The 23,557-nt window shown below is 40.9% G+C and carries 20 protein-coding genes; 9 read left to right on the top strand and 11 right to left on the bottom strand.

Annotated features, from left to right (window positions below):
- The first annotated feature begins 204 nt into the window (after positions 1-204).
- From H9L23_RS22790 to H9L23_RS22770, 5 genes are all read left to right on the top strand, one after another.
- Entirely contained in the window at positions 205-495 is a 291-nt protein-coding gene (locus H9L23_RS22790) for a co-chaperone GroES (RefSeq protein WP_025141798.1), read from the top strand.
- A gap of 134 nt (positions 496-629) precedes the next feature.
- A complete protein-coding gene (groL, locus tag H9L23_RS22785) occupies positions 630-2,264 on the top strand; it encodes a chaperonin GroEL (protein ID WP_187592463.1) in 1,635 nt (544 codons plus the stop codon).
- 353 nt (positions 2,265-2,617) lie between these two features.
- On the top strand, positions 2,618-8,494 hold the full coding sequence (locus H9L23_RS22780; RefSeq protein ID WP_246474764.1) for a PKD domain-containing protein: 5,877 nt from the start codon (positions 2,618-2,620) through the stop codon (positions 8,492-8,494).
- Complete coding sequence (locus H9L23_RS22775) at positions 8,491-9,510, top strand: PorP/SprF family type IX secretion system membrane protein (protein WP_187592461.1); 1,020 nt, start codon at positions 8,491-8,493, stop codon at positions 9,508-9,510. Before H9L23_RS22780 ends, H9L23_RS22775 begins: the two co-directional genes overlap by 4 nt.
- 23 nt (positions 9,511-9,533) lie before the next feature.
- Positions 9,534-10,193 (top strand): MgtC/SapB family protein, encoded by a 660-nt coding sequence (locus tag H9L23_RS22770; protein ID WP_187592460.1) that lies wholly within the window; start codon positions 9,534-9,536, stop codon positions 10,191-10,193.
- On the opposite strand, the gene H9L23_RS22765 is transcribed toward H9L23_RS22770, so the two are convergent.
- Positions 10,174-10,665: an RDD family protein gene (locus H9L23_RS22765; RefSeq protein ID WP_187592459.1), complete on the bottom strand. Its 492-nt coding sequence runs from the start codon at positions 10,663-10,665 to the stop codon at positions 10,174-10,176. The genes H9L23_RS22770 and H9L23_RS22765 overlap by 20 nt on opposite strands.
- 112 nt (positions 10,666-10,777) lie before the next feature.
- Here H9L23_RS22765 and H9L23_RS22760 point away from each other — a divergent pair, with 112 nt between their 5' ends.
- Together H9L23_RS22760 and H9L23_RS22755 are read left to right on the top strand one after the other, a co-directional pair.
- On the top strand, positions 10,778-12,205 hold the full coding sequence (locus H9L23_RS22760; protein ID WP_187592458.1) for an L-serine ammonia-lyase: 1,428 nt from the start codon (positions 10,778-10,780) through the stop codon (positions 12,203-12,205).
- 114 nt (positions 12,206-12,319) lie between these two features.
- Positions 12,320-13,513, top strand: coding sequence for a C1 family peptidase (locus H9L23_RS22755; protein WP_187592457.1), 1,194 nt, complete (start codon positions 12,320-12,322; stop codon positions 13,511-13,513).
- A gap of 357 nt (positions 13,514-13,870) precedes the next feature.
- On the opposite strand, the gene H9L23_RS22750 is transcribed toward H9L23_RS22755, so the two are convergent.
- The 10 genes from H9L23_RS22750 to H9L23_RS22705 all read right to left on the bottom strand — a co-directional run bounded on the left by H9L23_RS22750 (position 13,871) and on the right by H9L23_RS22705 (position 21,459).
- Positions 13,871-14,782, bottom strand: a complete 912-nt coding sequence (locus H9L23_RS22750) for an AEC family transporter (protein ID WP_187592456.1) — start codon at positions 14,780-14,782, stop codon at positions 13,871-13,873.
- Positions 14,783-14,869: 87 nt separating this feature from the next.
- Entirely contained in the window at positions 14,870-16,090 is a 1,221-nt protein-coding gene (locus H9L23_RS22745; protein WP_187592455.1) for a DEAD/DEAH box helicase, read from the bottom strand.
- 163 nt (positions 16,091-16,253) lie between these two features.
- Positions 16,254-16,706 (bottom strand): Hsp20/alpha crystallin family protein, encoded by a 453-nt coding sequence (locus tag H9L23_RS22740; protein ID WP_187592454.1) that lies wholly within the window; start codon positions 16,704-16,706, stop codon positions 16,254-16,256.
- 54 nt (positions 16,707-16,760) lie between these two features.
- Positions 16,761-17,150 (bottom strand): glycosyltransferase, encoded by a 390-nt coding sequence (locus H9L23_RS22735; protein ID WP_187592453.1) that lies wholly within the window; start codon positions 17,148-17,150, stop codon positions 16,761-16,763.
- Positions 17,151-17,154: 4 nt separating this feature from the next.
- Positions 17,155-17,388 carry a hypothetical protein gene (locus H9L23_RS22730; RefSeq protein WP_187592452.1) on the bottom strand — a complete coding sequence of 78 codons (234 nt, stop codon included), beginning with the start codon at positions 17,386-17,388 and terminating at the stop codon, positions 17,155-17,157.
- 2 nt (positions 17,389-17,390) lie between these two features.
- Positions 17,391-17,657 (bottom strand): hypothetical protein, encoded by a 267-nt coding sequence (locus H9L23_RS22725; protein WP_187592451.1) that lies wholly within the window; start codon positions 17,655-17,657, stop codon positions 17,391-17,393.
- Positions 17,658-18,266: 609 nt separating this feature from the next.
- Positions 18,267-18,620, bottom strand: coding sequence for a hypothetical protein (locus H9L23_RS22720; RefSeq protein WP_223191008.1), 354 nt, complete (start codon positions 18,618-18,620; stop codon positions 18,267-18,269).
- A gap of 10 nt (positions 18,621-18,630) precedes the next feature.
- Entirely contained in the window at positions 18,631-19,182 is a 552-nt protein-coding gene (locus H9L23_RS22715) for an RNA polymerase sigma factor (RefSeq protein ID WP_187592450.1), read from the bottom strand.
- Positions 19,183-19,642: 460 nt separating this feature from the next.
- Complete coding sequence (locus H9L23_RS22710; RefSeq protein WP_187592449.1) at positions 19,643-20,578, bottom strand: TolB family protein; 936 nt, start codon at positions 20,576-20,578, stop codon at positions 19,643-19,645.
- A gap of 119 nt (positions 20,579-20,697) precedes the next feature.
- On the bottom strand, positions 20,698-21,459 hold the full coding sequence (locus H9L23_RS22705) for a DUF4197 domain-containing protein (protein ID WP_187592448.1): 762 nt from the start codon (positions 21,457-21,459) through the stop codon (positions 20,698-20,700).
- 186 nt (positions 21,460-21,645) lie between these two features.
- Between H9L23_RS22705 and H9L23_RS22700 the strand changes: the two genes are divergently transcribed.
- On the top strand, positions 21,646-22,224 hold the full coding sequence (locus tag H9L23_RS22700; protein WP_187592447.1) for an RNA polymerase sigma factor: 579 nt from the start codon (positions 21,646-21,648) through the stop codon (positions 22,222-22,224).
- A complete protein-coding gene (locus tag H9L23_RS22695; protein ID WP_187592446.1) occupies positions 22,214-23,518 on the top strand; it encodes a carboxypeptidase-like regulatory domain-containing protein in 1,305 nt (434 codons plus the stop codon). Before H9L23_RS22700 ends, H9L23_RS22695 begins: the two co-directional genes overlap by 11 nt.
- The last annotated feature ends 39 nt before the right edge of the window (positions 23,519-23,557 follow it).

Here is a 23,557-nt window from a genome sequence, read left to right as displayed (position 1 = left end):
TCATCGCTGAAGCACTAATAAAAACAACAATAATCTGGCTAAAAAAATGAAAACTTACTGCCATGCTGACACCCACATTCTCCATTCGGGTAAAAAAATTGACAATTTGGTGAAAATTTGTCCCTCCAAACCACTTGGCACAAAAAGTGTTAAATGTATGGATAGTTAAAAAACTTAAAATCAAAATAAAAAATAATAAAAGTTATGGCGTTAAACCTTAAACCAATTGCTGGCAGTTCGAACAGAGTAATAGTTGAACCGGCTGCGGCAGAAGAAAAAACTGCATCGGGTTTGTATATCCCTGATACTGCTAAAGAAAAACCATCTAAAGGAACTGTAGTTTCTGTTTCTGAAGAAGATTCTGAAGGTAAAAAAGCCAGCGTAAAAGTTGGCGATGTTGTAATTTATGGTAAATACGGTGGTACCGAATTCCCTTACGAAGGCAAAGATTACCTTATTATGCGTGAAACTGATATCTACGCTGTTGTTGGGTAAATAATTAATGATTGAATGACTGAATTTCAAATGAGAGAATTCAGCATCAATCAACAAATAAAATCATAATGTTAGAATGAGAAGAAATAAATTGAATCATTCTCTCATACAATCATTCAAAATTCAAAAAAGAAATGTCAAAACAAGTAAAATATAACGTAGAAGCACGCGACGCCCTGAAAAGAGGTGTTGATATTCTTGCAAATGCAGTAAAAGTAACTTTAGGTCCAAAAGGTCGTAACGTAATTATCGATAAAAAATTCGGTTCACCAGCAATCACCAAAGATGGTGTTACTGTGGCTAAAGAAATCGAATTGAAAGATGCAGTTGAGAACATGGGTGCTCAAATGGTTAAAGAAGTAGCTTCAAAAACAGCTGATATTGCTGGTGATGGTACGACTACTGCTACTGTATTGGCTCAGGCGATTATTACAACCGGTATTAAAAACGTTGCTGCAGGTGCAAACCCAATGGATTTAAAACGTGGTATTGATAAAGCAGTTGCTGCTGTTGTAGAAAACTTAAAATCTCAATCACAAGCGGTTGGTGATGATAACAATAAAATTAAACAAGTTGCATCTATCTCAGCAAATAACGACGAGGTTATTGGTTCATTAATTGCGGAAGCAATGAGCAAAGTTGGTAAAGATGGAGTAATTACTGTTGAAGAAGCAAAAGGTACTGAAACTGAAGTAAAAACAGTTGAAGGTATGCAATTTGACAGAGGTTATTTATCTCCATATTTTGTAACTAACGCAGATAAAATGGAAGCTGAATTAGAAAATCCTTACATTTTAATCTACGACAAAAAAATCAGCAACATGAAAGAATTGTTGCCTGTTTTAGAAAAAACGGTTCAAACTGGTAAACCATTGGTAATCATTTCTGAAGATTTAGATGGCGAAGCTTTAGCTACTTTGGTAGTAAATAAAATCCGTGGTTCGTTAAAAGTTGTTGCTGTTAAGGCACCAGGTTTTGGCGACAGAAGAAAAGCAATGTTAGAAGACATCGCAATCTTAACTGGCGGTATCGTTGTTTCAGAAGAAAGAGGATATAAATTAGAAAATGCTGATTTAACTTATTTAGGTTCTGCTGAGAAAGTTGTTGTTGATAAAGACAATACAACTGTAATTAACGGTGCTGGTAACTCAGATGATATTAAATCTCGCGTAAGTCAGATTAAATCTCAGATCGAAACGACTACATCTGATTACGATAAAGAAAAATTACAAGAGCGTTTGGCTAAATTAGCTGGCGGTGTTGCAGTTCTTTACGTAGGTGCAGCAAGTGAGGTTGAAATGAAAGAGAAAAAAGACCGTGTTGATGATGCTTTACATGCAACCCGTGCGGCTGTAGAAGAAGGTATCGTTGCTGGTGGTGGTGTTGCTTTTATCCGTGCAGTTGAGGCTTTAGCTAACCTAAAAGGTGCTAACGAAGATGAAAACACAGGTATCCAGATCATCCGTCGTGCTATTGAAGAGCCATTACGTCAAATTTGCGAAAACGCAGGTATTGAAGGTTCTATCGTAGTTCAAAAAGTTAAAGAAGGTACTGCCGATTTCGGTTATAATGCACGTACTGATGTTTACGAAAACTTAATTGGTGCAGGTGTTATCGATCCAACTAAAGTAAGTCGTGTAGCATTAGAAAACGCAGCTTCAATCGCAGCGATGTTATTAACTACAGAAGTTGTTTTAGCAGACGAACCTGAAGAAGGTGGTTCTCCAATGCCTCCAATGGGCGGCGGCGGTATGGGTGGTATGATGTAATATCACCACCATAGCGAAACTATTTCGTGTAAAAATATTCCCTCAGGGCATTTGTGCTCTGGGGGTTTTTTATGCCTTTTTACGCTTACAAACGAAATTCCATCTGCTTATAACCTGCTCATTTAGTTATTATTGGTGTAAAAATTTAGGAAATGTAATCCAAAAATTACGTCCTTTGTTCCTGAATATTTATTGGCGCGTCTTAGGCCGGGTACTCACTCCTGAGTAGTGGTTAAAGCAGGTTCAAAACAACGCTTCCAGAACGCAATAAAATCATTCCCTAGTGTTAGAGATTTATGAAGATTCGTTGTAAAAGGAAATGGCTTTTTCTTGTCCTATTTTTTGGGGCATTTTTGTGTACGTCAGCAGGTTTCGCCCAGGTTAGTATTGGCACGGTAGATCCCGGCCCATTTACCCCACGCAGTACCATTGCCGTTCCCTTCACCGTACCATCAAGTTGTTCAACGCAGGGAAATCAATTTCAACTATACCTCTCCGATCAAAATGGAAATTTCGGCACCGAAACACTCATCGGTACCTATGCAGGTTTTTACAGCACATACATTAACGGATTACTTCCTGCCACATTAGCCCCCGGCACAGGTTACCGGGTTCGGGTAAAAACAACTACTCCTAGCTCCGTAAGTGCTGCATCCAGCGCTTTTGAAGTTAAGGCTGGTCCATCCGTTGAGGCAAAACTTACCTCAGCTTATCTAAACAACAATAATAAAGAGACTTTTGGTACCTGCACCAGCAAGCCCAATAATGCCTTTTTGCTCACTAATGAATCTACCGCAAACAGTACCGTTACGGCCACTGTAACCAATGAAGGAAGCGGAGGAGGTACTACTGCCATTAGTTTCGCTACAGCAATACAAAGTTTTACTGCTCAACAATCACACTATACCATTTACACCAAAGCCGTGATGCCTGATGGTACGGTTGCCACAAAGGCTTATCTGCTCATTAATAATAAAACGGTAACTGCTTTCGCCAATACAGGAAACACAGTAGTTTGTTTGCCATTAGGGGCATTAACTTTTAATGTGGATGTGACTTCAGCCTCTGGTATTCAAAACAACTTTCCAGGCGATATTTATACCATTACCTGGGGCGACCAGACCACAACCACTTACACCCTTTGCGAAATCATTAACAATGGTGGGATTGTAGCGCACTCTTACATCAAATCTTCATGCGGAAGTGTTTCTACCTCAAGCGCCGGAACAATTTTTAATGCTTTTGATGTTTCCATCAATGTATCGAATACTTTTTGCGGGATAATCGGTACCCCGGTATCTTCATCAGCCAAAGTTGTGGTAAAACCGGTAAACTCTTTTGTTTATAACAATCCAGGATGTACCAATACTGACATTACTTTTGTAAATACCTCTACTTTGGGAGAAAACCCAAATACCAACACACTGGGCTGCACACCGAATGAGGTAACTTATAACTGGTACGTTGATGGTGTACCCGTTAAGGCAAACCAGCCAAGATCTTATAACCTCGTTTATAAATTCCCAACAAATGGTGAGCATACGATCCGGCTGGAATCCAATAGTTCGGGTTCGTGTAATGCTGATCCGGTTGAAATGAAAATCTGTATCCAGGATCCCCCGAAACCTGCTTTTAGTTTACCGTCTACCACCATCTGCTCCGGAACAACCTTAAAGCCTACAGATCTTTCCGTTTTGGATAATATTTGCAATGCTGCTAATAACTATTTTTGGTCAGTCACACCTTCAGTAGGTTATGCCGGCGGTACAAGTGCAACCAGTAAAGAACCGCAGTTCAGCTTTACTAACCCCGGCACTTATACCATTACGCTAAGCATCTCTACCCCATCTTGCGGTCCGGTGTTAAGCCTGCCACAAACTGTTGTGGTAAACGAAAGTCCAAAGGCTACCCTTTCTCCTGACATTACACTTTGCAACCTCTCTACCTACGATTTTAACAATACCACCACCGGGCCAACCAAAACGACTATCAGCGGAACATCAAAAGATTTACCAGATACTTATACGTGGACGGTTGTTCCATCGGGTGCCGGGACTTATAGTTTTGCAGGGGGTACAACGGCGAATTCGAAATACCCATCCATTAAATTTGATAGCTACGATACTTATGCCATAACCGTTACACACAAAAACAACTGCGGAACAGCAACTGATACCCAGGTGCTCACTTTCAGTACAGCACCCGTAGTTAATGCCGGTGCTGATCAGAGCATCTGCTTTAATGACCCCAGTTTCGCTTTAAGCGCAAGCATAACAGGCACAACCGCTACACAAACCTGGATAGGCGGCGCAGGAGCGTTTACTCCAGGCAGAAACGTTTTAAATGCTGTTTACACACCAACTGCAGCTGAAAAAGCTGCAGGTACGGTTACTTTAACCTTAAGGGTAACCACCTCACTTGCGCCACCATGTAACCAGATCGATGACGATATCATCTTAAAAATAAAACCTGACATCAGCTTAACCAGCGCGTCTACCAAAACCATCTGTACAGGCAATAACGTCGCCTATACGCCAGCATCTGCAGCTACTGATGTAACTTACACCTGGACAGCTACAGGAACAGCCTCAGCTAGCGGCTACACCACAAACGGAACCGGAAATATTAATGATGTATTAACCAATACAGATCTCAGTGCTGATGCCACGGTAACCTATACCATTATCCCACATTTAGATGGTTGCGATGGCACGCCATTTAATTTGGTGGTTACGGTTAAACCAACCCCAATGGTAACGGCAACGGCTGCTAACCCAACCATTTGTAATAAAACATCATCAGCCATTACCCTATCGGCCAATTTAACAGCAGTAAATTATACCTATACCAGCACAGTAACTGGTAACATAACCGGAAATACCACCAGGGCTGTTGCATCGGCAGGCACACAGATTAATGATATTTTAACCAATTCGGGCACTACATCAGGCACAGTAACTTATACCATTACACCAGTATCTTCAAATGGTTGTCCGGGTGTAGCCACAAGCGTTACCATTACGGTATTGCCAAGCGCAACATTGGCAAATGCTGGTCCTGATGATGCAATATGTAACGCAACTACTTATACCCTAAAAGGAAATGCTCCTTTAGTAGGTACGGGTAAATGGGCCATTGTTTCGGCCCCCACCGCTATAACTTTTACGGATGATACACAGGCTACAACCGACATCAGCGGCTTAGTGCCCGGTAACGCCTATATTTTAAGGTGGACGATTGCAGACGCCAACTGCTCTACCTCAAGTGATGATGTTCAAATTACCGTTAATCCATTGAGTATAGGCGGAACCACTGCCGGAGATGTAGATGTTTGTGCAGGCGCCAATGGCGGTAATATTACGCTAAGCGGACAGGTTGGAAATCTCATCCGCTGGGAACGTTCTATTGATAACGGCGTAACCTGGGCCACCATTACTTCAACAGCCAATCCTTACGTATTTTCTAACCTTGGTATTAGCACTAAATTCCGGGCAGTAGTACAAAGTGGTAGCTGCGCAGAAGCCATTTCAACGGCAACCACCATCACGGTAAATCCCGGAACGGTAGCTGCGAACGCTGGCTCAGATCAAAATTTATGTAGCGGAAATGGAATTACCTTAAACGGGAATAATCCTGCACCAAACAGTGGTAACTGGACTTTAACCTCCGCACAAACGGGCGTTACCATCACCGATCCCACGTTATATAATACCACTGTTACGGGTTTGGTGCCAGGACAAACTTATATCTTCAGGTGGACCATTGCAGGTTTTAATGGTTGCCCGCCCTCTGTAGATGAAATAACGGTTACTTATTATTCACCTGTTACCAATAACATTTCAGCATCAACTGCCCCGGTTTGCGCAAGCCAGAGCATTACCATTACGGGCGACACTCCCACTGGTGGTACGGGAACATTTGCCTATCAATGGCAAAGCAGCGCAGATGGAAATACCTGGACCAATGTTCCATCGGCAACCAATAAAGATTTAACCTTAATTGTAAGTTCATCAACTTATTTCAGGCGGCTGGTGAACAGCACCATCTGTACGTCGATCAGCAACTCAGTTCAGGTTACCGTGTTACCGGGATTAACCAACAACACCATTTCAGCCGATCAAACCATCTGTATTGGTACAGCTGCAGCACCGCTTACAGGCTCAGTACCAGGCGGAGGTAGCGGTAGTTATACCTATCAATGGCAATCAAGCACTAACGGAACGGTGTGGAGTGATGTATTGGGAGCAACCGGTGTTAGTTTTACGCCTCCAGCCCCTACCGCAACCATTTATTACAGGCGATCGGTAACCAGCGGCGCTTGCAGTAACAATTTAAGTAACCAGGTTAAAATAACGGTTAACCCTCCTGCTAAAGCCGGGTTGGTTTTTAATACCGACAAAGGTTGTCCACCTTTCATTTTAACGGCATCCAACATATCTGCAACACCTTATACCGACCGCAACAGTACATATACCTGGTTTGCTAACGGCATACAGATTGGCACAGGGATTACTTTTCCAGGTTATACCATTGCAAATGATAACGAAAGTGTTGTGATCAAACTGGTGGTAACGAGCAGCCTGGGATGTAGTAGTGATGAAACCAGTCATACTTTTAGTACCATACAAAGTGTAACCGCTGCTTATACACAGAGTGCAATATCGGGCTGCGGACCGTTAAATGTTGTTTTCACCAATACTTCCAATTCATTAACGGCGGCAACCTTCAACTGGGATTTCGGAAACGGTACCACTTCAAATTTAGCGCAACCACCAGCGGTTACCTACCAGGCAGATCCAACAGGAAAAGACCTGACTTATACGGTCACATTAAAGGCAACTACCGCCTGCGGCACCACTACACAAACTTCAACGGTATTGGTAAAAGCAAAACCGGTTTCCGTTTTTTCTCCAGATAAAACAACAGGCTGCTCACCTCTGGCGGTGGCATTTAGCAATACCTCACCAGGAAATTATACCAGTTATACTTACGATTTTGGGGATGGCTCAGCACCTTTAACTGTAACCGATAAAAACAGCGTAAGCCACACTTACACCACGTTGGCGGTTAGGGATTATGTGGTAAAAATGACCGCGACCAATGAGTGCGGAAGCAATGAATCACAATATTCAATTCGTGTGGCACCTAACGACATTACTCCGGAATTGGTGGTCAACAGCAATCAGCTTAAAGGTTGTGCACCTTTAAAAGTCGATTTCTTTAACAATACCAAAGGCGCCAGCACTTTTGTTTATGATTTTGGTGATGGCAGCACTACGGTTACCCATACCGCTCCCGAAACCATATCGCATACCTTTACCCAGCCTGGGAAATATACCATTACTTTATACGCATCAAACAATTGCTCCAACGCTTCAACAACCGAAACCGTTGAAGTTTTGCCACAACCCAGCGTAAGTTTCACCGCAGACAAAACAAGTGGTTGTGACGGAGTTACCGTAAAATTTAAAAACACCAGTACCGGTGCAATAGGTTATGTTTGGGATTTTGGAGATGGTTCGCCAACATCAAATACCATAGAACCCACGCACACCTTTAATGGTCCGGGTAAAAATTATGCAGTTACCCTAACAGCAACCAATGCATTGGGCTGTACAAACAGTACTACCATAGCCGATTATATTCGTGTTGTGGCCCCACCGGTAGCTAGCTTTACAGTTACTCCGGGTAACGAAATTTCGATCCCAAATTATTCATTTGGCTTTAAGGATATTAGTACCGATGCAGTGAGCTGGCAGTGGACCTTTGGCGATGGCGCCGTTTCTACCCTGCAAAATCCAACCCACACTTATGCCAATGAGGGCAATTACAACGTAACCCTTAAAGTATTAAATAAAGAAGGTTGTTCTTCTACCACTTTCCAATCCGTAAGGATTATTGGAGTACCAGGGTTTCTGAATATTCCAAATTCATTTATGCCCGCCAGTGCTAAAAACGAAATCAAGATTTTTAAGGCGAAAGGCCGTGGCATAAAAGAGTGGCAGATGTCTGTTTTCAATAAATGGGGACAACAGTTATGGACAACGACCAAATTGGATGACGGGGCGCCTTTAGAGGGCTGGGATGGTACCTATAACGGACAAGAGCAGCCACAGGGCGTGTATTATTGGAAAATAGAGATAAAATTTATTAATGGCAGCGATTGGAAAGGAATGACTTACGATTCATCTCCTCCAAAGAAAACGGGCGTAATATATTTAATAAGATGATGAGGAGAAGGGTAATATTATTTTTGTTTTGGTTGCTGCCAATGGTTTCGTTGGCGCAGGACCATATTTATTCGCAGTTTTACAATGCGCCGATTTACTTAAATCCCGCTTTAACCGGGCAGTTTGAAGGCGACATCAGGTTTAATGCCTTATACCGCAACCAGTGGACGGGGTTGGCGAGTGATTTTTCATACATGACGGCTTCCGGCGACCTCAACCTAAGGAGATTAAACAGTGGTATTGGGATTATTTTTAACCGCAGCAGTGAGGGTACTGCTTACCTGGTGAAGAACAATGTTGCCCTAAGTTATTCTTATATTATCGGTGGAGACGATTTTGCTTTATCATTTGGCTTACAGGGAGGCATTACCAACCAAAAGTTAAACTGGGATAAACTTGTTTTTGGTGATCAGATCGATATCAGTACTGGTTATATTCCGGGTAGTGTTTCTGGCGCCGAAAGGCCAAGCGTAGATAGCCGGTATTATTTCGACTCCAATGCTGGTGCCAATCTCGTGGTGGGGAAATTTATGATGGGACTGGCCGTGCATCACCTTAACCGTCCGGATGAATCCTTATCGGGTTTTCAGGCCAAATTGCCGATGCGCATCTCAGGTAATTTAAGTTACAAGTTAACCCTGGTGCCTGATGAGTACGATCGCGATGGCAATTACCTCATCCCGTCTATTGTTGCCTACAAACAGGGCAACGTAAAATCGTTCAGCGTGGGCATGCAATATAAATATGCGGGCATCAACGCAGGTATCTGGTACCGCAACGATGGTAATTCTAACGGAAATGATGCTGTTGTTTTTTCGGTGATTTTTGACATTTTCAACAGGCGCACCAACGGCGAAAAATTCAGATTAGGCATCAGTCACGATGCCACAACCTCTAAAATCAACTACAGCAATACAGGCGGAACATCCGAAATTGGCGTAGGTTACGAAAAATATTTTCCAAATAGTTCCAATGGTGGCCGTGCAAATGGCCTAAGATGTTACGATTTTTATTAATTTGCCTCTGATAACCCCGGGCAATGAACGACATCTTAGATCAAAACCATTTCATTACACAAAGTGAGATCAATAAATTTCTATTGGCTACCCTGCTTTGTGGCATCATCGGTGCCGAACGCGAATATAGAAGTAAATCTGCTGGTTTAAAAACCATGATGATGATCGGTTTGGGCGCTACCCTATTCACCATTTTATCCATAAAAATCGGGCCTACCAGTCAGGATCGTATTGCCTCGAACATTGTTACCGGTATTGGTTTTCTTGGTGCAGGCGTAATTTTTAAAGAAGAAAACCGCGTTAAAGGGCTAACTACAGCCTGTATCATTTGGATTGTGGCCGCCATTGGCATGGCCATAGGCTCTGGTTATTACGAACAGGCCATTGGCGTTACCATTGTGGTATTATTGGCCCTGATTATTTTTCCATTTTTAGAAGAAATCGGCGACCGCCGCTTTACCAAACGGGTTTACCGCATTGTTAAAAGACAACATACCCATGGCAATTTAGAAAGCTACGAAGAAGTTTTTAGAGAAAGTAAACTCAAACCTCAACGCGGCAAACATCAATTGGTTGATAATATCATTACCGGAAACTGGGTAGCGACAGGAACGCCACAAAACCATCAGAAGTTTGTGGAGCGCATGTTAAAAGACGATGATATTATTGAATTTGATTTTTAACCGAATCAAACAGATCTACCCTTTGGGTTTGCAAGGCCATTTTTTTCTCGTCAATCACCATGGTATCCGACCAGCGATCATGCCAGGGATCACAAGGATTACTGAGCGCACTAATTGCATTAAAAGGAATTACACGGATCATATTTCGCGTAAACGCTTTTCCAAAATCAATCTCGCTACCATCTAAGTTTACGGCCTTTGTTCCTGTAATGAGTTTCCCGATCGATTTTCCACGTGAAACGGCTTCTATTAAACACATAATAAAGCCATAACAAACCATCGCGATCAACCTATCTAAAAGATCATTGATTCCGTCTAAAATACCAGGAATTAAAATTCCGATAAAGATGTAAATGCCAAAAAGAATGATGTAAAAAACAATAACGTCGATGATGTAATTAGCGAATCTTTTGCCCGAGCTGGCACGGCAGTAGTTTAAATCAATTTCTTGATAATTGTTGTTAAAGTCCATTTTTGGAGCGTTTGGATTAGATTTTCCTAAGGTAAAATATTTTGATGTTCAGTCAAAATTAATTTAGCCAAAATCATAAAACAATCATAGCTTTGTGTAACTATATTCATAAATGATCAAGGAACAAATTTCAGTTTTCGATATTTTTAAAATAGGCATTGGCCCGTCAAGTTCACATACTTTAGGTCCCTGGCGTGCTGCCCAACAATTTACCGCTTCACTTGCACAGCAAAACCTGCTTAACGATGTTGAAGGCATTAAAATATTGCTGTATGGCTCTCTTGCCAAAACAGGCAAGGGCCACGGAACTGATGTAGCCATTTTATTGGGTTTAACCGGAGCCGATCCCGTAACTTTTGATGTAGATGCAGTTACACCCACTTTCGAAGGCATCCAACGGGATAAAAAACTGAACCTTGCTGGTCATTTAACCATCAATTTCGATTATAATCAAGATTTACTCTTTCTTTTTGCCGAAAGTTTACCTTTTCACCCTAATGCAGTTACTTTTCAGGCATTTTTAAATAACGGAAAGGCTTTTTCCGAAACCTATTACTCTATTGGTGGTGGTTTTGTGGTGAAAGAAGGAGAAGATAACAGTAAAAAAGCCCAGGTTGATCTGCCATTTCCGGTAGAAAAAGCAAAAGAACTGTTGCACTGGTGTCTGTCTACCGGTTTAAAAGTGAGCGAAATCGTAATGGAGAACGAACTGGCCTGGCGTACCGAAGCTGAGACCAAAAAAGGTATTTTACAACATTTCGCCGTCATGCGCGATTGTATTTATCGTGGCTGCCATACCACTGGCTTTTTACCGGGTGGTTTAAATGTAGCCAGAAGGGCTTTCCCCTTAAATAAACGCTTAATTAGTAAAAGTGAATATTCCAATTATAATACTTGGGTAGAAGCCATCAGGAAAGGTGGTAACGGATTTAATTATACTTTAGATTGGGTAAGCTGTTTTGCGCTGGCCGTAAATGAAGAAAATGCCTCATTTGGCAGGGTAGTAACTGCCCCTACAAATGGTGCTGCCGGGGTAATTCCGGCCGTACTCCAATATTTTATAACCTTTTGCGATGGTTATAGTGAAGAAAAAATCATCCAGTTTATTGCCTGCGCTTCCGAAATAGGCAGTATTTTCAAAAAAGGTGCTACCATATCCGCAGCAATGGGTGGCTGTCAGGCCGAAATTGGCGTTTCCTCAGCCATGGCTGCAGCAGCGCTTACAGAATGCCTGGGCGGCTCGCAAAGGCAGGTTTTAATGGCTGCAGAAATTGCCATGGAACATCATTTAGGTTTAACCTGCGATCCGATTGGTGGTTTGGTACAAATTCCTTGTATCGAACGGAATACCATGGGCGCAATTAAAGCCATTACGGCCAGTCAGTTGGCTTTACAAAGCAATCCCGATAAAGCAAAAGTGAGTCTCGATGCCGTGGTAAATACCATGTGGGAAACGGCTCTAGATATGAATGCCAAATACAAAGAAACCTCTGATGGAGGCCTGGCAACCAATATTCCGATCAGTTTGCCAGAATGTTAAATCAACTTTGTTGCATTTAAATGACTAATGTTATCGATTTATTACAAACTTTTTGACCCCAAATCATCAAGTATTTCTACATTCGCTGACTTTTTAATAATTATTCATAAAAAAATGATCAACTACACAAAAATCAGTGTGATTGGTTTGGCTTTGTCGTTATCTATATCGGCAGTTTATGGTCAAGACAATCTTGTTAATTCTTTAAAAAACAACCAAAGTGAAAACAGTGCAGCTTCTTTCAAATTCACAGAAGTAATTAACCTGGCCAATACACCGGTTCAAAACCAAGGCTCTTCGGGCACTTGCTGGAGCTATTCAACCAATTCATTTTTAGAATCAGAAATGATCAAAGCAGGTAAACAACCTGTAACCTTATCCCAACTTTTTTCTGCCCGCAATGCTTACGTAGAAAAAGGAAAAAATTATGTACGCATGCATGGTGCAGTTTCATTAGGCGATGGTGGTGCTTTGCATGATGTAATCAACATGTACAGAAAATACGGTGCGGTTCCGCAAGAGGTGTACACTGGTTTAAACTATGGTACTAAAATCAACAAAACTGCCGAGCTTGGCGATATCGAAAAAGGTGTTTTAGACGCAGTAGTAAAAAATTCGAACGGCGAGTTAACACCAAACTGGTTAAAAGCTTATACGGGCGTAATTGATGCTTATTTAGGTGCTGTGCCAGAAAATTTCACCTATAACGGTAAAAAATATACCCCACAAACTTTTGCCAAGGAAGTTGTAGGTTTAAATCCAGACAACTATGTAGAATTATCTTCTTTTAATGATCATCCTTTCTACAGCAAATTTACTTTGCTGGTACCCGATAACTGGTCATTTGATCAGGTTTACAATGTTAAGGTAAACGAATTGACAGACATTATTGATAATGCCTTAAAAGGTGGTTATACTGTTGCATGGGCTACAGATGTGAGCGAAAAAACCTTTAGCTGGAAAAATGGTGTTGCTTTTGTTCCGCAGACACCTTTTGCTGATATGACGATGAAACAAAAAGCGGAGATGTTTAACGGCCCACAGCCAGAGATGGAAATTACTCAGGAAAACCGTCAATTGGCATTTGATAATTACCAAACCACTGATGACCATGGGATGCATATCGTTGGTTTAGCAAAAGATCAGAATGGTAAAGAATATTATATCGTAAAAAACTCCTGGGGTGCTACAAACGATTATAAAGGTTATTTATACGTAACCAAAAACTACGTTAAATATAAAACGACAGCCATTTTATTAAACAAAGCAGGTATTCCGGCAGCAATTTCTAAGAAATTAGCCTTGTAAAGGAAGTTAAATTAGTTTAAAAGAGCCGTAGAAGAAATTTTGCGGCTCTTTTTGTTGGTTGTAACCGCATAGGGCGCTAAGCGATTGGCGGTAGGCGAAATTCCTCCAATACGTCAATTCGAGCGGACCCGACAGCTATCGGGTGCAACGAAGTCGAGAACCACGGAGTGCTCAGCAAAGCTAAATCTATCTCGAGACAGATCTCTCCAATCCGCGGTGATTCGGTCGAGATGACGATTTTACGCTACTTGTCGCGATAAATCAACTTCCCCGTGTTAATCAGTGCATCTTGGCAAAAAAGCCTCTGTGTTCTCTGTGATTTTCTCCGTGGCCTCTGTGGTAAAAAAACGAGGTAAATTAAACCAACCCTGAATAAGTCAGTACCAACCACCATAAACCCGTGGTGATAAATGAAAGCAATATCCCGATCCCCACTACTAAATTGGAAAGTTTTGGGTTAAGGTTATACTGATCAGCCACTACCCCTGCCGTTAATAAAGTTGGCATGGCCATTTCGAAAATGGTTATTTTGGTAATTGTTCCGCTCATCCCTAAAACTACAGCAATCAGCATCACCACCAAAGGAGCTAAAATCAACTTATATAACAAAGCAAAACTGATATGCTTCAATTCACTAAACCAGCCCCCAAACTTGAGCTGCAAACCAATTGAAAACAAGGCCAACGGACCAACCGTTCCGGCAAGCTTATCAAACAATGGATCAAGAACAGAAACATCGATAAAACGTGGAATGGTTAAAGCCAATACACAACCGATCAGCGGCGGAAAGGTTAATACTTTTTTAAGCACCAGTTTGGCGCTTAATTCCTGGTTCTGTGAGGATCGGATGGCCACAATCACCCCAATAGTCGATAGCAGCGTAAAAGTAACCTGATCGCAGATAATGGCGATTCCCAATTCCTTTTCACTAAAATAGGCCACAATTAAAGGAAAACCTACAAAAGAAGTATTACTTAAGGAGCTTGTTAATTTTAAACCACCTGAGCTTGCTTTGCTGATGTTCCTGATACGACTATAAACCGTGATGAATAACCAACCGAACAGCCATACACAAACTGGTGCCAACGCCGGGAAAAGCAAATCATTTGTCCAGGTAATATGTGGCAGGTACTTAAACGAAACTGCTGGTAAGGCAATGTAAATAATCCAGGCGTTAATACCTTTGTGTGCATCTTTAGGCAACGATTTGCTCTTTCTGAAAAGAATACCTGCCAAAATGCATAAACCGATAAGGATGAAATTTGCCATTGAATAACAAAGTTAAGCGATAAAAGAAAATGGATGAATTTCCTATCGCTAGCTAAATCATCCATTTTACATCTTCCTTTTTACATTTTAAGCTGAAGGTTTCGGTTTTTTCTTTTTATGCCAAACCTTTTTCTTGCCATTATGCTGAGGCCTTTTTTCTTCCACATGTGTAATTTCCATTGCAGCAATGCTTTCTGGCAACGGCATGCGGGGAACAGGCTTTTCAATTAGTTTCTCTATGTTATCGAACTTACGCTTATCCCTTCCGTTAACCAGTGTAATGGCTGTGCCTTTAGTGGCCGCCCTTGCGGTACGACCAATGCGGTGTACATAATCAGCAGGATCGCCGGGAACATCATAATTGATTACTAAATCAATACCTTCCACATCAATTCCTCGTGATAAAACATCGGTACCGATTAAAATAGGCAATCTTCTGTTTTTAAAGGCCAATAAAATATCTTCACGTTCTTTTTGTCCCAGATCTGAATGGAAAGCTTCTGCTTTAATGCCTAAGCCTTTAAAAGTCTTGTATAAAGCTTTTACTTTTTCTTTGGTAGAAACAAAAATGATACTGCTTTTATATTGTCCGCTTTTGAAAATCTCACTCAACAAAGCCTGTTTCTGCTGATCATGGATATTGTAAGCCTGCTGATCAATACCTTCGGCAGGTTTAGCTATCGAAATGGTAATTTGCTTGGGTTCGTGCAGGATTTTGCCGGCCATCGTCCTTATTTTTGGTGCCATGGTGGCCGAAAATAAAAGCGTTTGCCTTTTCTTTGGCAGGTAGCTGATGATCCGGATAATATCGTCATAAAAACCCATATCCAACATCCTGTCGGCTTCATCCAGGATTAAATGCCGTAAATGCTCCAGTTTTAACACACCCGAGGATAAATGGGCCATTAACCTGCCCGGCGTAGCGATAATGACATCTACACCTTCGCGCATAGAGCGTTTTTGCTGTTCATAAGCAATTCCATCTCCCCCACCATATACCGCTAAAGAGCTGATGTTGGTAAAATAAGCCAATGCTTCAACCTGTAAATCAATCTGTTGAGCCAGTTCGCGGGTTGGAGCCAGGATCAAGGTATTGTTATGCCTGTCGGTAGCTTTGCTGATCTTATCCATTACGGGCAAAAGATAGCTGGCCGTTTTCCCTGTACCGGTTTGGGCGCAGGCAATCAGATCATGGTTATCTAAAATTACCGGTATGGCTTGTTCTTGTATTGGAGTAGCGCTTTTATACCCCATGGCCATTAAGCCTTCGTATAAATCTGGGTTAAAATTAAAGTCGTTAAAATTCAATCTATTGTATTTATGTCTTTTAGCAAAAGTACCTTAAAATACCGCCAATAGCAAACGGCATTTCAATATCGCTTCAACAAACCCATTATGTAAGCCAATGCCAAAATAAAATAGCCCCAATTGTACTGAACAATTGAGGCTTGGAAATTATAATAGACGAAACTTAGTGAACCTGAATATCTTTTTCGGGTGTATTCGTTTCGGGGTTTTTAGGTAGGGTAACCTTTAAAATTCCATCAGCGTAGTGCGCCGAAATATTATCTGATAAAACCTTTCCGTTTAAGGCAAAAGCCCTTTCAAAAGTTCCATTACTGTATTCTCTCCTGCTGTATTTTTTAGCCGATTCAGCTTCTTCTTTAGGCTGGTAAGAGATGGTTAATACATCATCTTTGGTCACTACTTTTAAGTGTTCTTTAACCAGTGCTGGCGCATAAAGTTCGATGATGAAACTGTTTTCTGTTTCTTCGATATTAACCGGTACTTTTCTAAATCCCTGGTTAAACATCCCAAATTTGTGGTGCCCAAAATGTCCACCAAAGTGACCTCCAAATCTTCCTTCTCCTGCGCCGTAACGGCCGTGCATCCTGCCCGAGTGGCATCTATGTTCTTTGTACATGTTATTTAATCTTATTGTTATTTATTTTGTTAATTCACAGGTTTTAACCAATCGTTAATTGATAACCGCCTGTTCGGTTTTTGGTATACCCAAAAGCTGGGTAATGATGTTTGCATAAGGATAAGCTGGCGAAAAAACGGCATAATCAAATTTTAAACCCCTTATCTGCACCAAAATATCATCGATAAATTTCATGGGTTCGAGTAAGGCGCTGATTAATCCCGATTTCGGTTTTTCTTCATCGCTTTCATTTCTCTGCTGAAAAACATCCACCTCCCGATTGTAGGCTTTAAATTCAGCCCCGATTTCTTCTATAGGCCCCTTAAACACATCAGAACTAAAAAAGGTAACCTTTTCCCCACGGGTAATCAGCTCATTGGCCATACCCAAAATCGGACTTACATCTGCCTGGGATGGATCACTCAAAAAAAGTACTTGCGACATAACCTTATCTGTTTAGGGTGTTTACACTATCAATTGGGGTGATCACGGCCTCAGTAGCCTTTCTATTGTGATGGCTGAAACCATGATGTCTGCTGTATTCGTGCTGGCAATCTTCGGTATAGTTCCTGTTTTTAAAATCCAGGCGATCGCAGTATCCGTTTTGAACAGCCAATACATTTAAGCTGTAAAAAGTTCCTGCGGCAACAGCCAATGCCAGTAATATTCTAAATGTTCTCATCGCTAATAATTTACGTTGATGTTGTTAACGGTTCCATTGCTTTGTACATTTGGCTTGTACCACTGATTATCGATCGGCACAATCGGGTTGAAATGGTTTTCGAAACCATTATAGCGGTTGTGAAAATAATGGCGTCTTCTGCCGGCAAATACCCTGAACATAAAACCGATTAGCACGAAGGCTAATATAAATTTGAATACAAACGGGATAAAGAAAGCGGCTGCACCTAGTACGATCCCAAATCCTATAGCTTTTAATATTTTTTTCATTTTCTTATCTTTTTAAAGATTGGTAAGCAATTCACTTTAAATGAGTTGAAGCACCAACACTGTTGTTTTTGTTATTTATATAGGAAGACGGAGCAGCTTTATTTTTACTTTAAATTATTTTGATTTTTTTTTTATTTATTGAGGAATATCCCGTAGTTATGTCATCCTGAGGAATAATTATTTCATAAAATCAATATAAAAGACCGTGCTTTTTGGCAAAATGATAGGCTGCGTGAGATCGTCATTCCCAACCCGATAGCTATCGGGTCGATTGGGAACCACGGAGTGCTCATGAATGCCTCTGAAAAAAGAAAAACTTATGAATAATCGTAATGCAAGCGCTTTAAGATTCCCGCCTGCGCGGGAATGACGGCCTTGCTAATGAATTCTGTCTATTGTAGTGTAGTGAGGATCTTTTTAGTAGATTAACTTGTTGATTAGTGAGACAATAAATAGGTCGTCATTGCGAGGCACGAAGCAATCTTAATGCTTTAGTTATAGCAGCGATCGTTGTAAGATTGCTTCGTCGTTCCTCCTAGCAATGACGATACCTCTCAGAATGATCGGGTAATAAAACAAAAAAGCTCCGAATTTCTCCGGAGCTTTTAACTATTCTTTATTGCGGTGGTGGCCCCATCCGCCACACCTTCGCTTATACTCTTCTTTAAATTTTACCCGTTCCTCATCATCCATGGTTTCCCATTTGGCACGCATGCTCCTCGCCCGCTCACGGAAACCATTATGGCCCTCATGACCGCCTTTTTTAAAATTGCCGAAGAGCAACCGGCAAAGTACCAGTAAGCCCAGCGCCTGCCAATAATTTAGTTTGCCTGCATGCGCCACCTCAGGTAAAATCCAGTTCCATAAAAACATAACCACATAACCCAGTACCGCTGCAATAAGCACCGCTACGGGTAAAAAGAAAATAAATTTCTTGCGCCGATTAAAATTTCTATTCATCATGTCTGCAAATTTAATAGTTAATAAATTCCTGATATAAATTTTGTAAGCGGTTACGCAGGTGTTTCACCGCATAACCTTTTCTTGATATTAATGTTTTTATATTTTCGCCGCTTTCATCTGCCAGTTCCTGAAAAGTACGTTCTTCAAGTTCATTCTGCACAAATACATAGCGTTGATTTTCAGGCAGTTCTTCGAGCGCTAAAAACAGCTGGTCCCAGAATAATTTTTTTAAACTTTCTTCTTCCGGCGAGTAGGTTTCGGCCAATAAAATTTCTTTGAAGTTAATTTCGCCATCTTCCCCTTCGAAACTGAAATCTTCCAGCGATTCTTCCTTTTGTTTCCGGTATTTATCGGTAATCTTATTTCTGGCTACGCGGTAAAGCCAACCACTAATCTGCTCAATCGTTCCTACTTCGGGCTGATTGCTCAACTGGAACCAAACATCCTGCAAAATATCTTCCGCGTCCTCATCGGTATTCACCCTCCCGCGGATGAAACTGAACAGGCGCTTACCATAATTGGCAACGGTTGAAATGATATTTTGAGGTTCGTTTGTTGGCACTAAATTTTGTTTAATAATTCAGTAGACGGATGAAACTCAATATTACTTTAAATTTTTGTTATTTTTTTCGGCAAACTTTCGAAGTGTGATGTTGGGAAAGAGCAGGGCAAACTTCGAAAGTATTTAAAGGCCTTGTGTGCAGAAAGGATAAGGTTTTCATTCTCTTTTTTTGAAAATGAAAGGAGGATGGTCCTGGCAGACTGCAGCCCTGCTTTTTGCTATAGTCCCGACGTAAAGTCGGGAGCTGCCGCTGCCATCAGGTTTATTAACAAAGTGTGTGCACCCTGCAAACTCTAAAATGAAATGCTATTTTGGCCACCTAGCCCCGGGTGAAGCGCTACCCTGCATCCCGGGTAGCGGGGCAGCGTATAAGCGGAACACGGGAACCAGCTTATTTTTTTGTACAGGCATTGCGCTCCAAAAAACAGAATTAATCCTTTTCAGGCTTACGAAGACTCTCCTACTTTAGCGCACCAGTTGGGTTAGTCCCTTTATCAACCACCGTTTTAATGTTTCCGCTTAAATCTGACACATAAATTTTGCTCTGTGTATACGGCTTTTCTTCACCGCTATAAAAAATACGGTCGTCGGCAGTAACAAATAGGAAAGGCACATGAACGCCTTTGGGTGAGATTGGTAATACTTTTTTACTGGCAACATCAAGAATATAAGCAGCCTCGGCCCTATCATGTAAGCCATCCAGCACCTCACCATTACTGGCATTAAAGATTAATTTTTTGCCATCTCTGCTGTAGAAGAAATTGTTGCTACTTGATATGTAATATGCATTTCCGATTAGCGCTTTAATAGATTTTGTATCTATCAGTTTTCCAGCAAGATTAAATGTGTAAAGGTTATCCAGGTCATGTGCAATGATTTCTTTTTCATTTTTCCAGGCAGGCCCATAAACATTTATTTTCGATGCACTATCTAACATTATATAACCCGAATTATCAGCTTTAATTAAACCTATTTTCCAGATACTATTTTTGTTAAAAATACTAAAAGCAATATTGCTTCCATCTGCCGACCACACCGCACCGTAATAGTTGTTGCTATTTACCTGCAATTTGCCCTGGCTTTTATTTTCCATATCTGCAATCCAGATCGATCTGTTCCCTACAGAATCATTAAGCGTATAAGCCAGTTTATTTCCATCAGGTGAAATTGCCGGATCGCTAGCACCACCGAACGAAATCTGTTTCATGGTATCAATGCTAGTCGCTACAATTTTATCGCCATCCTGATAAGCCAGTGCGAAATTTTTATTGCTTAAAGAAACGGTATCTAAAACGGCTTTGGTACTTTCCTTACCTGATTTATTGTTATTACAAGCGGTGATTAACGCCACACAGGGAATTAAAACAGAAACTAATCTGATACTGATTTTCGTCATGCACAATTTTACAAATAGTTTTTGTTTCTGTTCATTAGAAACCTGCGATCGGACGATATTTTACTTAAAATAAACTTAATCAGTGGCCATGGTTCGTGTCGCCACGAACCACATCTAAACTAAATCTTTTTCTTATCCGCATAACCGAAAACTTTCTGCAATAGGGTTGTGCTTCTTGAGTTTAGGTTACCCCTTATTTTCAATTCTTCTTTGGCTACTTCAACAAATAAGCCATCTATTGCTTTTTGGGTAACATATTCTGTTAAGTTGGTATTTACAGGTTTTACCAAAGGTAAACGGTTATATTGAGAGGTTAAATCGCTGTAATATTTGGTAGCATTTACTTTGCTTAAACTGGTGGTTACAATCGGGCTGAATTTTTCCATCAGTTGCGATGTAGTTACCCTTTTAAAATATTCAGTAGCTGCATTGTTATTGCCCAGCAGAATATTAGTGGCATCAGTTAAAGTCATTTGTTTAATGGCAGAAATAAAAATAGGTTTCGCTTCCGTAGCGGCATCTTCTGCAGCACGGTTTAAGCTTACAATTACATTATCACAAAGTTTGTTCAAACCTATGCCTCGCAGTGTTTTTTCCACTTTTTGTGCTTCAGGTGGCATTAATATTTTAACAGCAAGGTTGCCTAAAAATCCATCTTTAACCGAAAGCCTGTCGGCACCGGCCGAAACTCCAATCTGTAATGCTTCTTTAATTCCCTGACCAATTTCGAAAGTAGATGGGGTTCCGGTGGCACTTGTTGAGGTGGCACCTTGCTTTTCAGTTACTTTTTTAAAAATATCGCTCAGTTTAATCTGCGCATTTGCGTTAATGCTGATGGATAGCAGCACTATCGATGTAGCTAAAATATTGATCCTTTTCATTTTGTGTGTTTAGTGATGGTTAGCAAAACAACTGCCATAATTTATTGATGTTTCAAATATAAGTGTTTGTGTGCTGCTAATCGGGAATTAATAATGCCCAATAATCCCTAAATAATTAGTTTATGTGCCATCACTCAGAAATATTTTTTATACTTGAAAGATAATTCGAAATAGCTACCATTTTTTTTGAGATTTATAAAAAACACAGCTGGAAACAACCAGCAGGATGATGCCAAATTGATTGCTGAGTATAAAAATACCGGCGACTTAGATGCATTGGGTACGCTTTATAATAAATACATGCACCTGGTTTTCGGGGTTTGCCTCAACTACTTTAAAGATGAAGAGCAGAGCAAAGATGCTGTAATGCAGATTTTCGAAGAACTGGTAACCAAATTAAAAGTGCATGAGGTACAGAATTTTAAAAGCTGGCTTCATGTTTTAACGCGGAACCATTGTTTAATGGCGCTGAGAAAATCAGCAAAGCAAAATAACGTTTCGATAGATGATACTTTTGTGGAAAACAGCGAGTTTGTGCATCTGGATATAGACAACACAAAAGAAACGCAGCTTACCATTATGGAAAAGTGTATGGAAACTTTGCCCGAAGAACAGCGAAAAAGCGTAGATTTATTTTATTTACAAGAAAAATGCTACAAAGAGGTAGCCGATATTACCGGCTACGATATGCTTAAGGTAAAGAGTTACATCCAAAACGGAAAGCGGAATTTAAAGATTTGTATAGAAAAAAATAGTGGTGAATAACGACTGGTTAGATATTGATGTGCTGGAAGATTACCTTGACGGTAAGCTTGATGCCAAAGCCATGCACTTTGTAGAAAGGCAGGCTTTGGAAGATCCTTTTGTGGCCGAAGCATTGGAAGGACTTAAACAATCGCCAAAACGCAAACAAACGCTTTCTATTTTACAAAAACAACTTTACGACCGCGTTTCGGAAAAACCGATAAAACGTAAACTTTGGGGTATTACCACACAAAGGTTAAGTATTGCAGCAACCGCTACCGTTGCTTTTATTGCTGTAAGTATTCTGTTCTTTATGCGCGAAACCAACCGCAGAAATGCAGAAGTTGCAGCACGTAAAAAGGACGGAGTGATTGTTAGGCTGGATAGCAGTACAGCTGTTGCTTCAACTCAGCCAAAAACGGATACTGCAGTACAAAGCGCAACTCAAACTGCTTTGGTAGATAAAGCCATAGCCGATGCGAAAAATACTGATCTGGCTAAAAATACGAAGACTAATACCATTATACAACCAGCTCCACAAGAGATTGTTGCTGCAAAACCAACAATTGGCTATAACCGCGCAAAATTGGCGAAAGCTGAAAAGATGAACACTTATGCTGAAAAAGCAAAAGCGGATCAAAGTGTATTAAATGAAGTTAAAGTTGCAGCGGCTCCTGCCATTGCCTCAAATAAAATTGCATTTACTGGAAATGTGGTCGATCAAAGCAATGGTCAACCCATTCAAGGAGCTGTGGTAAAATTGGCTGGTTCTAAAAATGTAACCGCAACAGATGCCAAAGGTTATTTTTACTTACCTGCCGATAGTAATGCAAAAGATAAAGATCTGCTGATTAATGCAATCGGTTTTAAAGAAGCGCCTGTTGTTGGCATACAAGACCCAAATGCTATTAAAAGTGCATTAAGCGGGAATAAGTCATTAAATGAAATTGCGTTGATTACAGGATCAAACGGACAAAAGAAAGAAAATATTCCAGCGCCAAAAATCACGCTCCGCGCAGAACAAAACCTCGACGGAAAAGCAACAGGTGAAATTACCAAACCCGTTCCGGTTTCGACGATAAACTATACCCAGTACCTGGAGAACAATAATAAGCTCTACAACCCAAAAGGCCCTGAGCAATTTGTTATTTTAAGTTTCAAGGTAAAAAAGAACGGCCGGCCCAGTAACATCGTCGTTATAAAATCGCTTAATAAAAAAGCCGATGCAGAAGCGGTCCGGCTTATCCGGGTCGGTCCGGATTGGGTGCTACCCAAAAAAGGAACTGATTTAGTAGAAATCAGCGTTAAGTTTTAACTTCCCTTTATTCAACCACTGAGTACACGAAGAGTTACA

The organism is Pedobacter roseus (assembly GCF_014395225.1).
Lineage (GTDB): Bacteria > Bacteroidota > Bacteroidia > Sphingobacteriales > Sphingobacteriaceae > Pedobacter > Pedobacter roseus.
This window is presented reverse-complemented; position numbering and strand designations above follow the sequence as displayed.

Excerpts from the sequence above, each read along its gene's own strand:
- H9L23_RS22790 (WP_025141798.1), top strand. The coding sequence starts at position 205 with ATGGCGTTAAACCTTAAACCAATTGCTGGCAGTTCGAACAGAGTAATA.
- groL (WP_187592463.1), top strand. The coding sequence starts at position 630 with ATGTCAAAACAAGTAAAATATAACGTAGAAGCACGCGACGCCCTGAAA.
- H9L23_RS22775 (WP_187592461.1), top strand. The coding sequence starts at position 8,491 with ATGATGAGGAGAAGGGTAATATTATTTTTGTTTTGGTTGCTGCCAATG.
- H9L23_RS22770 (WP_187592460.1), top strand. The coding sequence starts at position 9,534 with ATGAACGACATCTTAGATCAAAACCATTTCATTACACAAAGTGAGATC.
- H9L23_RS22765 (WP_187592459.1), bottom strand. The coding sequence starts at position 10,665 with ATGGACTTTAACAACAATTATCAAGAAATTGATTTAAACTACTGCCGT.
- H9L23_RS22760 (WP_187592458.1), top strand. The coding sequence starts at position 10,778 with ATGATCAAGGAACAAATTTCAGTTTTCGATATTTTTAAAATAGGCATT.
- H9L23_RS22755 (WP_187592457.1), top strand. The coding sequence starts at position 12,320 with ATGATCAACTACACAAAAATCAGTGTGATTGGTTTGGCTTTGTCGTTA.
- H9L23_RS22750 (WP_187592456.1), bottom strand. The coding sequence starts at position 14,782 with ATGGCAAATTTCATCCTTATCGGTTTATGCATTTTGGCAGGTATTCTT.
- H9L23_RS22740 (WP_187592454.1), bottom strand. The coding sequence starts at position 16,706 with ATGTACAAAGAACATAGATGCCACTCGGGCAGGATGCACGGCCGTTAC.
- H9L23_RS22735 (WP_187592453.1), bottom strand. The coding sequence starts at position 17,150 with ATGTCGCAAGTACTTTTTTTGAGTGATCCATCCCAGGCAGATGTAAGT.
- H9L23_RS22730 (WP_187592452.1), bottom strand. The coding sequence starts at position 17,388 with ATGAGAACATTTAGAATATTACTGGCATTGGCTGTTGCCGCAGGAACT.
- H9L23_RS22725 (WP_187592451.1), bottom strand. The coding sequence starts at position 17,657 with ATGAAAAAAATATTAAAAGCTATAGGATTTGGGATCGTACTAGGTGCA.
- H9L23_RS22720 (WP_223191008.1), bottom strand. The coding sequence starts at position 18,620 with ATGATGAATAGAAATTTTAATCGGCGCAAGAAATTTATTTTCTTTTTA.
- H9L23_RS22710 (WP_187592449.1), bottom strand. The coding sequence starts at position 20,578 with ATGACGAAAATCAGTATCAGATTAGTTTCTGTTTTAATTCCCTGTGTG.
- H9L23_RS22705 (WP_187592448.1), bottom strand. The coding sequence starts at position 21,459 with ATGAAAAGGATCAATATTTTAGCTACATCGATAGTGCTGCTATCCATC.